We start from the raw sequence: 13272 nt of genomic DNA on the forward strand, positions 1-13272 counted from the left end.
CGGTCGTGGGACCGGCGCAGAAGCACAAGGGTTTGTGGATGCATTTCGGGCACGGCCATCACGGCCACACGCTCGGGCCTACGACCGGCCGCATGCTGGCGGAGTTGATGAACGGCGAGGAGCCCTTCACCGACGCTGCGGCCTTCTCGCCTGCGCGGTACTGATCGCCTCGCAAGACAAAAAGGGGGCCGGATCATCGATCCGGCCCTTTGTGTTTCGTCATTCCGGGGCGATGCGAAGCATCGAACCCGGAATCTCGAGATTCCCCGGTGCGCAATCGCGCTCCTAAGGTCTGGTGCTAACGCACGGAATGACGTCTTGGCTTTGTCGCGTTTCTCGCTGGCTTACGCCGCGGCCTTCATCAGGCCTTCCTTGACCAGCGCTTCCTGCACCGCCGGGCGGGCGCCGACGCGGGCCTTGTAGGCGAGCAGGTTCGGCAGGGCGGCGAGGTCGAACTTCATCCGCTCGGCCCAGGACAGCATCGTGAACAGATAGCCGTCGGCGACGGTGAACTGCTTGCCCATCAGGTAGTCCTTACCCGCAAGCGCGCCGTCGAGGTACTTGAACTTGCCCATCACGCGGTCCTTAAAGAACGCCTTGGCATCGTCGGCCAGCACCGGCGAGAACATCGGGCCGAAATTCTTGTGCACTTCCGAATTGATGTAGGTGAGCCACTCCTGCAGCTTGTAGCGCTCGGCGCTGTCGCGGGCGGGCGCGAGATTCTTGGCTGACGCCTTGTCGGCGATCATCTGGACGATGACGGGGCCTTCGGTCACGACCTCGCCCGAGTCCAGCGTGAGCGTCGGCACCTGGCCCTTGGGGTTGATCGCAAGGAAATCGTCGCCGTTTTCGAGCTTTTTGGCCTTCAGATCGACTTTGACCAGATCGTAGGGCAGGCCCGCTTCGAGCAACGCGATGTGGGGGGAGAGCGAGCAGGCGCCGGGGGAATAGTACAGCTTCATGGAATTTTCCTTCGCTTGCATTATTGGCTATACGGGACGGGGGGATTAAATGCATCTGCATGAAATAGTCAAGATTGATGCAGCTGCATTTAGTGCGGTACACTCTCTCCCGACATTGTGGGCTGGACCATGAAGCGCAAACCATCGACCGAGGCGACCGCCGCCTGGATCCGCCTGATGCGGGTGCAGAGCCGGGTGCTCGATGCCGTCGAGCAGGAGCTGAAGAAGGCCGGCTTTCCGCCGCTGGCTTGGTATGACGCGTTGCTCGAACTGTCGCGGGCGCCGTCCGGCGAAATGCGCCCGGTCGAGCTGGAAAAGCAGATGCTGATCCCGCAATACTCGACCTCGCGGCTGATCGACCGGCTGGTGGACGAGGGACTGGCGGCGCGCCGGGAATGCAAGATCGACAAGCGCGGCCAGTTCGTCGAGATCACCGAGGCGGGACGCGAACTGCAGAAGAAGATGTGGAACGCGTATTCCGCCGCGATCGAAAAACACGTCGGCTCGAAACTGTCCGACGCGGATGCCGTCAGGCTCTGCGGACTGCTCGACCGGCTCGGCTGCTCCTGCGGCGAGGCGCCGACGCTCGCCGCGAGAGACGGCGCGCCCGCCCGATGATAGCATTTTCACCGCAAGTGTCCCCGGTCCGGCTGGCCCGCGGATACCCCCGACACCTCGCGCATTCGTTCGCTGCGCCCCACATCCGGTATTTGAATGGCGCGTGATCAGATCGATATGACGCCGCTGCAGTCGCGCGACGAATTGGTGGCGTGGCTGGCGGCGGGCGTGAAACCGCCGTCCGAATTCCGGATCGGTACCGAGCACGAGAAAACCCCCTTCACGCTGCAGGGCCATCAGCCCGTGCCGTACGAGGGCGCGCGCGGCATCGGCGCCTTGCTGGAAGGCATGCAACTGCTGCTCGGCTGGGAGCCGATCATGGAGCGCGGCAACATCATCGGCCTGTACGACGTCACCGGCGGCGGCGCCATCTCGCTGGAGCCCGGCGGACAGTTCGAACTGTCGGGCGCGCCGGTCGAGACCGTGCACCAGACCCAGTCCGAACTGATGGCGCATCTGGCGCAGGTGCGCGAGATCGCCACCCCGCTGGGCATCGGCTTCCTCGGGCTCGGCATGACGCCGTCATGGTCGCGGGCGCAGATTCCGGGCATGCCCAAGGGCCGCTATAAGATCATGACCGAGTACATGCCGAAGGTCGGCCAGTACGGCCTCGACATGATGTACCGGACCTGCACGGTGCAGACCAATCTCGATTTCTCGTCGGAAGCCGACATGGTCAAGAAGCTCAGGGTGTCGGTCGCCCTGCAGCCGATCGCGACCGCGCTGTTCGCCAATTCGCCGTTTACCGAAGGCAAGCCCAACGGCTTCCTGTCGTTCCGCTCCGAGATCTGGCGCGATACCGACAATGCGCGGTCGGGAATGATTCCTTGGGCGTTCGAGGACGGTATGGGGTTCGAACGCTGGGTCGATTACGCGCTCGACGTTCCCATGTATTTCGTGAAACGCGGCGAAGAATATATCGACGTCTCGGGTTCGTCGTTTCGCGCCTTTTTCGACGGCAAGAACTCCGCATTTCCCGGCGAGCGTCCGACGCTGTCGGACTGGGCCAATCACCTCTCGACGATATTTCCGGAAGTGCGGCTGAAGCGTTACCTGGAAATGCGCGGCGCCGACGGCGTGCCGTGGGGACGGCTGCCGGCGCTGCCGGCGTTCTGGGTCGGATTGCTCTACGACGACACCAGCCTCGACGCCGCCTGGGAGATCGTGAAGCACTGGAATGCCGGGGAGCGCCAGTCGCTGCGCGACGACGTGCCTCGGTTCGGCTTCAAGGCCCGGATCAAGGACCGCTTTCTGTTCGAAGTCGCCAAGGAATGCCTCGCGCTGGCGCATTCGGGCCTGCGGCGGCGTCAGCGGGTCGACCACCTCGGCCGCGACGAGAGCCGCTACCTGGAGCCGCTGGAGCGGATCATCGATTCCGGCCACAGCCCCGCCGAGGAAATGTTGTTGAAATTCAACGGTCCCTGGAATGGCTCGGTGGAACCGGCTTATGACGAATACGCTTTCTAGTTCAACCTGTTGAACGGCGTTCATCCGCCGTACAGGTTGGCGGCGATCAAATGGCAGGCTGCGAACGCGGATCAGTTCCATTCAGTCGAAAGCGACAGGGTATGTGGAGAGGCCGCCTTCTCAGGGCGTGTTTGGTGATATTTGCCATGCTGGCGTGCACCACGGCCACCCGACCCGCCCAGGCGCAGGCCAATTTCGATCGTCCGGGCGGCGACTATCTGCGTTCACCCGTTCCGTCGGGCGATCCGACGGATTGCGCCCTGATGTGTGAGCGCGACCGGCGCTGCCGGTCATGGACGTTCAGCTATCCGACCGATGCCTATGGCGGCGCGGCGTGCTGGCTGAAGAGCACTGTGCCGGCGCGATCCCCGGACAGTTGCTGCGTCTCCGGCGTGCGCGGCGCGGGCGTGGTCGAGCCGAGGAACGACAAGATCGAAACCTCGATCGACCGGTTCGGCGGCGACTACCGTAATTTCGATGTGAAGGGCGGCGAAGACGAGTGCAAGGCGGCCTGCACCGCCGACAACAAGTGCCGCGCCTGGACCTATGCCCGTCCGGGCTATGCCGGCAAGGCCGCACGCTGCTTCCTGAAAAAGGACATCAAGCCGCCGCGGCGCAAGGCCGGGTTCATCTCGGGCGTGGTGCGGTAGGAATTTGCACGGTCATTCCGGGATGGTGCGTTGGTACCAGACCCGGAATGACAGAGCTGCAAATGTCACGTGGCTGCCGGAAGCACGGTGATCTCCGGCCACAGATTCTTTCAGCGTGTCGCCTTGGTCGCATAGTTGGAGCTGCGTCTTCGCCGCGTCTCGAATGATGGCAATTCCAGGTACCAGCTAGCCGGTGCCGCCGACCGTGATCCGCTCCATCCGCAGCGTCGGCTGGCCGACGCCGACCGGCACGCCCTGGCCGTTCTTGCCGCAGGTGCCGATCCCGGTATCGAGCGCCAGGTCGTTGCCGACCATGGTGATGCGATGAAGATCAGTGGGGCCGTTGCCGATCAGCATGGCGCCCTTGAGCGGCGCGCCGATCTTGCCGTTCTCGATCTTGTAGGCCTCGGTGCACTGGAACACATATTTGCCCGAGGTGATGTCGACCTGGCCGCCGCCGAAATTGGCGGCGTAGATGCCGTTCTTCACCGAGGCGAGAATCTCGGCGGGGTCGCGCTGCCCGGCAAGCATGTAGGTGTTGGTCATGCGCGGCATCGGCACATGGGAATAGCCTTGCCGGCGGCCGTTCCCGGTCGGCTTCATGTTCATCAGCCGGGCGTTCTGGCGGTCCTGCATGTAGCCGACCAGAATGCCGTCCTCGATCAGCACGGTGCGGTTGGTCGGCGTGCCCTCGTCGTCGATCGACAGCGAGCCACGCCGCGAGGCCATGGTGCCATCGTCGACCACGGTGACGCCTTTTGCCGCGACCTGCTGGCCCATCAGGCCGGCAAAGGCCGAGGTCTGCTTGCGGTTGAAGTCGCCTTCGAGGCCGTGGCCGACCGCTTCGTGCAGCATCACGCCGGGCCACCCGGCGCCGAGCACCACGTCCATTTCGCCGGCCGGAGCCGGCACCGATTCCAGATTGACCATGGCTTCGCGGATCGCGCCGTCGGCGGCGTCGCGCCATGCCCTGGTCTCGATGAAGCGCGCGTAAGGCTCGCGGCCGCCATAGCCCTTGCTGCCGCTTTCCTGCCGGTCGCCCTGGCCGGCCACGACCGAGACATTGACGCGCACCAGCGGGCGGATGTCGCGATAGCTCTCGCCGTCGGGCCGCAAAATCTCCACCACCTGCCAGGTCGCCATCAGGCTGACCGTAACCTGCCGCACCCGCGGATCCTTGTCGCGGACATAGGCGTCAATCTCGGCCAGCAGCTTGATCTTGGCTTCGAAGCCCGGCGCGTCCAGCGGATTGTCGTCGCCATAGAGCCGCACATTGGTATGCGGCGGCGCCGCCGCCAGCTTGCCGCTGTAGCCGCCGCGCACCGCATTGACCGCGTCGGCGGCGCGGATCAGCGCCGGCAGCGACACGTCGGACGAATGCGCATAACCGACCGCGTCATCCTTCACCGCGCGCAGGCCAAACCCCTGCGCGGTATCGTAGGTGGCCTGCTTCAGCCTCCCGTTGTCGAACATCAGCGCCTCGGACTGGCTGAATTCCAGGAACAGCTCGCCGTCGTCGGCCCCCTCCAGCCCGCGCGCCACCTGATGGCGGACGGCATCGCGGTCGAGATTGGCGCGGTCGAGCAGGGAGGTGGTGGGGGTCATGGGGGGCTCCAAAAGAACTCTCAGTTCAGGCCGTCACGGCGCGTGCTATTCCAGGCCGGAACGAAGACAGCTTGAAGATAGGTACTTTCGTCGCAAAGGGGAGGGCCCGTGATCGCGTAAAAATACCCTCTCACGGCAGCTTGTCATATCCCTCGCCGATCCCGTTGAGGCTCAGCGGAAACCCGATGCCCTCTTCCGGGGTCTCGAAGATGATGAACGTCGCGGTCATGGCGGTGCGCAGCTGGCCGAGCAGCTTGTCGTCCATCACCACCTCGGCGACGCAGCCATTGGGCAGGCATCGCACGAAGCCGGCGCGGCCGACATCCTGATTGTCGAGTTTCAGGCCGAGCCCCGAGGGCAGCAGCACGCCGAGCGGCGCCACCACGCGCATCAGCTTGCTCTTCTGGTCGGCGGTTTTCAGCACGATCACGGTGAGGCCGGCATTGGAACGGTCTTCCGCCACCACGCTCTGGATCAGGGCGCACTGCTCGCCCTGGGCGCCCGGCGGGGTGTCGCAGCGGATCTGCCAGTCGCCATGCACCGAGCGCACCGCGCCCTGCGCGTGGGCGGCGCCGGTCATGCCCAGCAGCAGCGCGGCGGCGAAGCCCGCCGCGGCCAGGCGCGTGGCCTTGAGGCGGCCAGAACCGTCGGCCCATCGATGGCCACGATGGCCCACGCTTCTCGTCCGGTATGTCGAACGCCCCATCAGGCTCGATTCCTTCGATATTCCTCAGCTGGGCCGGTCCGAGCGCTGGACTGACCTTGGACTGATACGGCAAATGACGGCGCCTTGAAGGCAACATTCCCGGATCCTGCGCCGGGATGGCTGCTCTCCAAGGCGAATCAGGCTCCGCCGGATCGCCCCGCCTGTGCCTACATCGGGCAATCCGGCTGTCAAGCGCGATCGGCCCGCCGGACGGGGACCTTGGCCTCATCTTACGGGAAAATGCGATAGGCGCCGAATTGCCGGTGACGCGCTGAACCATGCTCCACTACTGCATTGCGAGAGCCCGAGAATTATGGTTTGAGAGGCTGGATTTCGACGCGTTCTAGCTTTCTGGCCCCGGTACTCGAAGGAGTACTTCCCAAGGCCGTTTGTCGGGGCGGATCGTGCAGCATTTCCCCGCCATCCGGCGGGAATGCTTTGGGGATTTAGCTTTGGGAATTCATCATGGGAGCGCGAGCGGCATGAAGATGTCGAAGGGCCGGATTGGCCGACGGTTGCTGGGTTTGGCGGTGGCAGGCGTTGCGCTGGCGGCCGGCGGGGCGGCTTTCGCCGAATTGGGCCAGCCCGCGCCCTGGGAATGGACCCTGCAGCAATCGGCCTCGCCGGTGATGGACAAGATCACCTCGTTCCACACCCTGCTGGTCTGGATCATCACCATCATCACGCTGTTCGTGCTGGTGCTGCTGATCATGGTGGTGGTGAAGTTCAACGCCAAGGCCAACCCGATCCCCTCAAAGACCACCCACAATACCCTGATCGAAGTCGCCTGGACCCTGATTCCGGTGCTGATCCTGGTCGCCATCGCGGTGCCGTCGTTCCGGCTGCTGTTCCAGCAGCTCGACATCCCCAAGGTCGACCTGACCGTCAAGGCGACCGGCAAGCAATGGTACTGGACCTACGCCTATCCCGATAACGGCAAGTTCGAATTCGATTCGCTGATGGCTGCCGACAAGAAGCCCCGGCTGCTCGGCGTCGACAACGAGATGGTGGTGCCTGTCAACAAGGTGATCCGGATCCAGACCACCGGCGCCGACGTGATCCACGCTTTCGCGGTGCCGGCGTTCGGCATCAAGATCGATTCCATCCCCGGTCGCCTCAACGAGACCTGGTTCAAGGCCACCAAGACCGGCATGTTCTACGGCCAGTGTTCGGAACTGTGCGGCAAGGATCACGCCTTCATGCCGATTGCGGTGCGGGTGGTGAGCGATCAGGAATTCGCGGCCTGGGTTGAGACTGCGAAGAAGAAGTTTGCGACCAACCCGGCGAACTCGTTCGCCTCGGCGGCGGGCGCGGTCGCGCAGTAAGCCTGACGGCTTTAAGCGCGGCAATGGGACAAGGGCGACGGGACCGCGAGGTCCGACAGGGACTGCAAGGCAGGATTTGAAAATGGCAACAGCAACACCGGCTCCTCACGATCACGCCCACGCGCATGACGATCACGCGCACGCCAATCCAACCGGCTGGCGGCGCTTCGTCTATTCGACCAACCACAAGGACATCGGCACGATGTACCTGGTGTTCGCGATCTTCGCCGGCATCATCGGCGCCGCGATGTCGATCGCGATCCGCATCGAGCTGATGTATCCCGGCGTGCAGCTGTTCCACGAGAGCCATACCTACAACGTGTTCGTGACCTCGCACGGCCTCATCATGATCTTCTTCATGGTGATGCCGGCGATGATCGGCGGCTTCGGCAACTGGTTCGTGCCGCTGATGATCGGCGCGCCCGACATGGCGTTCCCGCGCATGAACAACATCTCGTTCTGGCTGCTGCCGGCCTCGTTCGCGCTGCTCCTGATGTCCACCTTCGTCGAGGGTGCGCCGGGCTCCAGCGGCGTCGGCGCGGGCTGGACCATGTACGCGCCGCTGTCGACCTCGGGCCATCCGGGACCGGCGGTCGATTTCGCGATCCTGTCGCTGCATCTGGCCGGCGCCTCCTCGATCCTCGGCGCCATCAACTTCATCACCACGATCTTCAACATGCGCGCGCCGGGCATGACCCTGCACAAGATGCCGCTGTTCGTGTGGTCGATCCTGGTCACCGTGTTCCTGCTGCTGCTGTCGCTGCCGGTGCTGGCCGGCGCCATCACCATGCTGCTCACCGACCGCAATTTCGGCACCACCTTCTTCTCCGCCGAAGGCGGCGGCGACCCGGTGCTGTTCCAGCATCTGTTCTGGTTCTTCGGTCACCCCGAAGTCTACATCCTGATCCTGCCGGCGTTCGGCATGATCAGCCAGATCGTCTCGACCTTCTCGAAGAAGCCGGTATTCGGCTATCTCGGCATGGCCTATGCGATGGTCGCGATCGGCGGCATCGGCTTCGTGGTGTGGGCGCACCACATGTATACCGTCGGCATGTCGTCGGCGACGCAGGCCTATTTCGTCGCCGCCACCATGGTGATCGCGGTGCCGACCGGGGTGAAGATCTTCTCCTGGATCGCCACGATGTGGGGCGGCTCGATCGAGTTCAAGACGCCGATGCTGTGGGCGATCGGCTTCATCTTCCTGTTCACGGTCGGCGGCGTCACCGGCGTGGTGCTGGCCAATGCCGGCGTCGACCGCGTGCTGCAGGATACCTATTACGTGGTCGCGCACTTCCACTACGTGCTGTCGCTGGGCGCGGTGTTCGGCATCTTCGCCGGCTGGTACTACTGGTTCCCGAAGATGTTCGGCTACATGTATTCGGAATTCATCGGCAAGCTGCACTTCTGGGTCACCTTTGTCGGCGTCAACCTGGTGTTCTTCCCGCAGCATTTCCTCGGCCTGTCCGGCATGCCGCGCCGCTACGTCGACTATCCGGACGCCTTTGCCGGCTGGAACCTGGTGTCATCGCTCGGCTCCTACCTCTCCGGCTTCGGCGTGCTGATCTTCCTCTACGGCGTCGTCCTGGCGTTCGTGAAGAAGGAACAGGCTGCCGCCAATCCGTGGGGCGCGGGCGCCACCACGCTGGAGTGGACACTGTCGTCGCCGCCGCCGTTCCATCAGTTCGAAGTGCTGCCGCGCGTGCAGTAATCGATCATGCGCGGCGCATCGTATGCGCCGCGCCCCTAAACGGAAGAAAGACCTGTCTTGTCGGTTATCGACCACAACGCCATCGAACTGCCCCGCTTCTCGGAGGCCAGAGTTGCCGACTACGTCGCGCTGCTGAAGCCGCGGGTGATGTCGCTGGTGATCTTTACGGCGCTGGTCGGGCTCGTGATCGCGCCCGGCCACGTCCATCCGGTGCTGGCCTTCACCTCGATTCTCTGCATCGCGGTCGGCGCCGGCGCCTCGGGCGCGCTCAACATGTGGTACGAAAGCGATATCGACGCGCTGATGTCGCGCACGGTCAATCGGCCGATCCCGCGCGGCAGGGTCACGCGCCCGGAAGCGCTCGCCTTCGGCCTGATCCTGGCGTTCTTCTCGGTCATGACGCTCGGCGTCCTGGTCAACTGGCTGGCCGGCGGATTGCTGGCTTTCACGATCTTCTTCTACGTCGTGATCTACACCATCGCGCTGAAGCGCTGGACCGCGCAGAACATCGTGATCGGCGGAGCCGCCGGCGCGCTGCCGCCGGTCGTGGCATGGGCGGCGGCGACCGGCTCGCTGTCGATCGAGCCGCTGCTGCTGTTTTTGATCATCTTCTTCTGGACGCCGCCGCATTTCTGGGCACTGGCGCTGTTTCGCAATGACGACTACGCCCGCGCCGGGGTGCCGATGCTGCCGGTGGTTGCCGGTCCCGATGCGACCCGGCTGCAGATCCTCCTCTATACCATCGTGCTGGTCGCGGTCGCGGTGGCTCCCTGGCCGCTCGGCTATTTCGGCGCCGTCTACGGCGTGACATCGCTGGCGCTCGGCGCCGTCATGTTCGCATTTGCGGTGAACGTCTACCGGCGCCGCACCGGCAGCCAGGCCTTGCGCGCCACGCGAAAGTTGTTCGCCTTCTCGATCGTTTATCTGTTCGTGCTTTTCGCGACCCTGCTGCTCGAGGTCGTCGTCCATGCCATTGCACCGTCGATCTGGTAGGGGGCGCATGAGCGAATGGATGACAATCAGAAGCCGGACGGAATCGTGCTCACCGAGGCGCAGAAGAAAACCCGCCGCGAGCGTTCGATCGCCATCGCGCTGGCGCTCGGCGTCCTGGTCGTGCTGTTTTTCGCGGTCACCATGGTCAAGGGACCGGCGGTGATGCTGCGGCCGATGTGACGAGAGGATCGACATGGAGCGCCCGCCGACGATGCCGCAACCGCCGACCACGAGCCAGGCCACGACCGCGCGCCACGGTCAACGCGGGCTGTTTTCGCTGCGCGGACTCTTTTCGCTGCGCGGGCTTGGCCGCGATGCGGCAGTGGCTTCGATCTGCGGCTTCGTCGTGGTGCTGATGCTCGGCGCATCCTATGCGGCGGTGCCGTTCTACGACTGGTTCTGCCGCACCACCGGTTTCAACGGCACCACCCAGGTCGCGACCTCGGCTCCATCGGGCGCGCCGCTGGCGCGCAAGATTGCGGTGCGCTTCGATGCCAATGTCGGACCGGGACTGCCATGGAAGTTCGAGCCGGAGCAGACCGAAATCGAGGTCCGGATCGGCGAAGTCTTCACCGTGTTCTACGACGTGACCAACCTGTCGGCGCGGGAGACCACCGGGCAGGCCGCCTATAATGTGGCGCCGCTGACGGTCGGGGCGTATTTCCAGAAGATCAACTGCTTCTGCTTCACCGATCAGACCATGGCGCCGGGCGAAAAGCGCCAGATGCCGGTGGTGTTCTACGTCGATCCGGCCCTGGCCGCGGACAGCGATAACGACGGGTTGAGCACCATCACCCTGTCCTATACTTTCTACCCCATGCGTGAAACGGCGCCGAAGCCGGTGGCGGCGAGCGAGCCGGCGGACAAGCGCAAGGGCAATCTCTGACCGCCGGGATCCCCGGGGACCTCGGAATATCGCCAGGGACGGGATTTGATTTTTGAGACGAATGCGTGCCGAATAGCACGGCACCGCTAACGGAGAGACCGCAATGGCTACGGCGCACGTCAAGCACCACGACTACCACCTCGTCGATCCCTCCCCGTGGCCGGTCGTCGGTTCCATCTCGGCCTTCATCATGGCGGTCGGCGCAGTCGCCTGGATGCACAAGATGTTCGGCGCCGCCCCGATCGTTTTCGGCATCGGCACCATCGGTGTGCTCTACACCATGGCGGCGTGGTGGAAGGACGTGATCCAGGAGGCCCAGTACAAGGGCGATCACACCCGCGTGGTGCAGATCAGCCATCGCTACGGCATGATCCTGTTCATCGCCTCCGAAGTTATGTTCTTCGTCGCCTGGTTCTGGGCCTACTTCAACTCGGCGCTGTTCCCCGCCGATGCCGTCCACGTCACCCGCGAGGCGCTGTTCGGCGGCGTCTGGCCGCCGAAAGGCATCGAGACCTTCGATCCCTGGCACCTGCCGCTGTTGAACACCCTGATCCTGCTGACCTCGGGCACCACGGTGACCTGGGCGCATCACGCGCTGCTCGAGAACGACCGCCAGGGCCTGAAATGGGGCCTGATCCTCACCGTCCTGCTCGGCGCGGCCTTCACCTGCGTGCAGGCCTATGAATATGGCCACGCCACCTTCGCCTTCGCCGGCAACATCTACGGCGCGACCTTCTTCATGGCGACCGGCTTCCACGGCTTCCACGTGCTGGTCGGCACCATCTTCCTGCTGGTCTGCCTGTTCCGCGTCTATGCCGGGCATTTCACGCCGACCCAGCACCTCGGTTTCGAATTCGCCGCCTGGTACTGGCATTTCGTCGACGTGGTGTGGTTGTTCCTGTTCGTCGCCATCTATGTCTGGGGGCGGTGACGCTGGCTTGGCATTGATCCCCGTGCCTTGTGCTACAAGGGGGCGGCCGCAAGGCCGCCCTTTTTTGCTTCCTTCCCCCCTTGTGGGAGAAGGTGGCGCGCAAAGCGCGCCGGATGAGGGGTCCGCAGAGACAAACCCGTCACCCGGCTTGAATTCGCTTCGCTCATTCGAGCCACCTTCTTCCACAAGGGGAGAGGGGAAGGACAGAACATGCCCGACGAGACCCTGCCCACGGTGACGCAGAGCGCGATGCGCGGCCTCGCCTGCAAATGCCCACGCTGTGGCAAGGGCAAATTGTACGCCGGCTTCCTCAGCCTGCGGCCGCGCTGTGAATCATGCGGGCTCGACTACGCCTTCATCGACACCGGCGACGGGCCTGCGATTTTTCTGATCATGATCGCCGGCGCCATCGTGGTCGGATCGGCCCTGATCGTGGAGGTCAAGTACCAGCCGCCGTTCTGGCTGCATGCCGCACTCTGGCTGCCGCTCGTTCTCGCGACCACGCTGCTGCCGATGCGGTCGATGAAGTCGCTGCTGATCGCGCTCCAGTTCCACCACAAGGCGGCACCCGGCCAGTTGATCGATCGCGAGCCGAAATGAGCGGGATCATTGCGTCCCGCCGCGGCGTCGCCGGCTTCGGCATTTTCTCGCTGGCCCTGGTGGCGCTGTGCGTCGGTCTCGGGGTATGGCAGTTGCAGCGCCGGGCCGAGAAGCACGCGCTGATCGCGGCCCTGACCGAACGCCTCGCGGCGGCTCCCGGCGCGCTGCCGCAGCCCTCGCAATGGAGCGCGCTGACGCCGGCCCGCGATGAATTCCGCCGCGTCCGTTTTGTCGCGACCTGGCAGCCCCGGCCCGATGCGATGGTCTACAGCGCCGGCTCGGCGGTGCGCGACGATATCACCGGTCCCGGCACTTGGGCGTTCCTGCCCGCGGCACTGCCCTCTGGCGAGATCGTCGTGATCAATGCCGGCTTCGTGCAGAACACCATGCAGGACCGCGCCCAGCAGGACCGCGCTGTCACGCGGCTGATCACGGCGGAGCCTGTGACGCTGACGGGCTATCTCCGCTTTCCCGAAAGCGCGGGTTCGCTGACGCCGCCGGAGAATATGGCCAAACGGCTGTGGTTCACCCGCGACCATCCGGCGATGGCGCGGGCGCTGGGCTGGGGCGAGGGCGGCAAGCCGGTCGCGCCGTTTTACGTCGACCTCGAAACGCCGGTGCCGGCAAGCGGCATCCCGAAACCCGGCCCGCTCACCGTCCGGCTCAAGGACAACCACATGCAATACGTCATCACCTGGTTCGGGCTGGCGGGCGCCGTGGTCATCGCGTTCGCCGTGTGGTGGCGCGCGCAGCGGCGGCGGTCGGCCGGCGCGTGACCGGCAAGAGTCTCGCTGCACGATTTCGGACTCGCAATTTTCTCG

Annotated in this window: 14 protein-coding genes and 1 pseudogene; 12 read left to right on the forward strand and 3 right to left on the reverse strand. The window is 64.5% G+C overall.

What is annotated here, in order from left to right; genetic code table 11:
* A pseudogene (locus Q8R73_RS14090) lies at positions 1-164 on the forward strand (amino acid dehydrogenase); the annotation flags it as partial.
* A 180-nt stretch (positions 165-344) separates the two neighbouring features.
* Here Q8R73_RS14090 and gstA read toward each other — a convergent pair.
* Positions 345-962: a glutathione transferase GstA gene (gene gstA / locus Q8R73_RS14095; RefSeq protein ID WP_305720162.1), complete on the reverse strand. Its 618-nt coding sequence runs from the start codon at positions 960-962 to the stop codon at positions 345-347.
* 129 nt (positions 963-1091) lie between these two features.
* Between gstA and Q8R73_RS14100 the strand changes: the two genes are divergently transcribed.
* The 3 genes from Q8R73_RS14100 to Q8R73_RS14110 all read left to right on the forward strand — a co-directional run bounded on the left by Q8R73_RS14100 (position 1092) and on the right by Q8R73_RS14110 (position 3697).
* On the forward strand, positions 1092-1580 hold the full coding sequence (locus tag Q8R73_RS14100) for a MarR family winged helix-turn-helix transcriptional regulator (protein ID WP_305720163.1): 489 nt from the start codon (positions 1092-1094) through the stop codon (positions 1578-1580).
* Positions 1581-1676: 96 nt separating this feature from the next.
* Complete coding sequence (locus Q8R73_RS14105; protein ID WP_305720164.1) at positions 1677-3047, forward strand: glutamate--cysteine ligase; 1371 nt, start codon at positions 1677-1679, stop codon at positions 3045-3047.
* A gap of 146 nt (positions 3048-3193) precedes the next feature.
* Positions 3194-3697, forward strand: a complete 504-nt coding sequence (locus Q8R73_RS14110) for a PAN domain-containing protein (protein ID WP_371126099.1) — start codon at positions 3194-3196, stop codon at positions 3695-3697.
* Positions 3698-3883: 186 nt separating this feature from the next.
* On the opposite strand, the gene tldD is transcribed toward Q8R73_RS14110, so the two are convergent.
* Together tldD and Q8R73_RS14120 are read right to left on the reverse strand one after the other, a co-directional pair.
* Positions 3884-5302 (reverse strand): metalloprotease TldD, encoded by a 1419-nt coding sequence (gene tldD / locus Q8R73_RS14115; RefSeq protein WP_305720166.1) that lies wholly within the window; start codon positions 5300-5302, stop codon positions 3884-3886.
* A 130-nt stretch (positions 5303-5432) separates the two neighbouring features.
* Positions 5433-6008: an invasion associated locus B family protein gene (locus tag Q8R73_RS14120; protein WP_305720167.1), complete on the reverse strand. Its 576-nt coding sequence runs from the start codon at positions 6006-6008 to the stop codon at positions 5433-5435.
* Between the two features lie 482 nt (positions 6009-6490).
* On the opposite strand from Q8R73_RS14120, the gene coxB reads away from it, so the two are divergent.
* The 8 genes from coxB (at position 6491) to Q8R73_RS14160 (ending at position 13227) form a co-directional block, all read left to right on the forward strand.
* Positions 6491-7333, forward strand: coding sequence for a cytochrome c oxidase subunit II (coxB, locus tag Q8R73_RS14125; protein WP_305720168.1), 843 nt, complete (start codon positions 6491-6493; stop codon positions 7331-7333).
* An 82-nt stretch (positions 7334-7415) separates the two neighbouring features.
* On the forward strand, positions 7416-9041 hold the full coding sequence (ctaD, locus tag Q8R73_RS14130) for a cytochrome c oxidase subunit I (protein ID WP_305720169.1): 1626 nt from the start codon (positions 7416-7418) through the stop codon (positions 9039-9041).
* Between the two features lie 57 nt (positions 9042-9098).
* Positions 9099-10034, forward strand: coding sequence for a heme o synthase (locus Q8R73_RS14135; RefSeq protein WP_305720170.1), 936 nt, complete (start codon positions 9099-9101; stop codon positions 10032-10034).
* A gap of 15 nt (positions 10035-10049) precedes the next feature.
* Positions 10050-10214, forward strand: coding sequence for a CoxF protein (locus Q8R73_RS14140; RefSeq protein ID WP_305720171.1), 165 nt, complete (start codon positions 10050-10052; stop codon positions 10212-10214).
* A gap of 31 nt (positions 10215-10245) precedes the next feature.
* Positions 10246-10920 carry a cytochrome c oxidase assembly protein gene (locus Q8R73_RS14145; protein WP_305720175.1) on the forward strand — a complete coding sequence of 225 codons (675 nt, stop codon included), beginning with the start codon at positions 10246-10248 and terminating at the stop codon, positions 10918-10920.
* 103 nt (positions 10921-11023) lie between these two features.
* The gene (locus Q8R73_RS14150) at positions 11024-11851 is read left to right on the forward strand and encodes a cytochrome c oxidase subunit 3 (protein ID WP_305720172.1); all 828 of its coding nucleotides are present in this window, start codon (positions 11024-11026) and stop codon (positions 11849-11851) included.
* Positions 11852-12061: 210 nt separating this feature from the next.
* On the forward strand, positions 12062-12451 hold the full coding sequence (locus Q8R73_RS14155) for a DUF983 domain-containing protein (RefSeq protein WP_305720173.1): 390 nt from the start codon (positions 12062-12064) through the stop codon (positions 12449-12451).
* Positions 12448-13227, forward strand: coding sequence for an SURF1 family protein (locus tag Q8R73_RS14160; RefSeq protein ID WP_305720174.1), 780 nt, complete (start codon positions 12448-12450; stop codon positions 13225-13227). Before Q8R73_RS14155 ends, Q8R73_RS14160 begins: the two co-directional genes overlap by 4 nt.
* The last annotated feature ends 45 nt before the right edge of the window (positions 13228-13272 follow it).

This window comes from Bradyrhizobium sp., from assembly GCF_030697065.1.
In the GTDB taxonomy this organism is placed as follows: Bacteria; Pseudomonadota; Alphaproteobacteria; order Rhizobiales; family Xanthobacteraceae; genus Bradyrhizobium.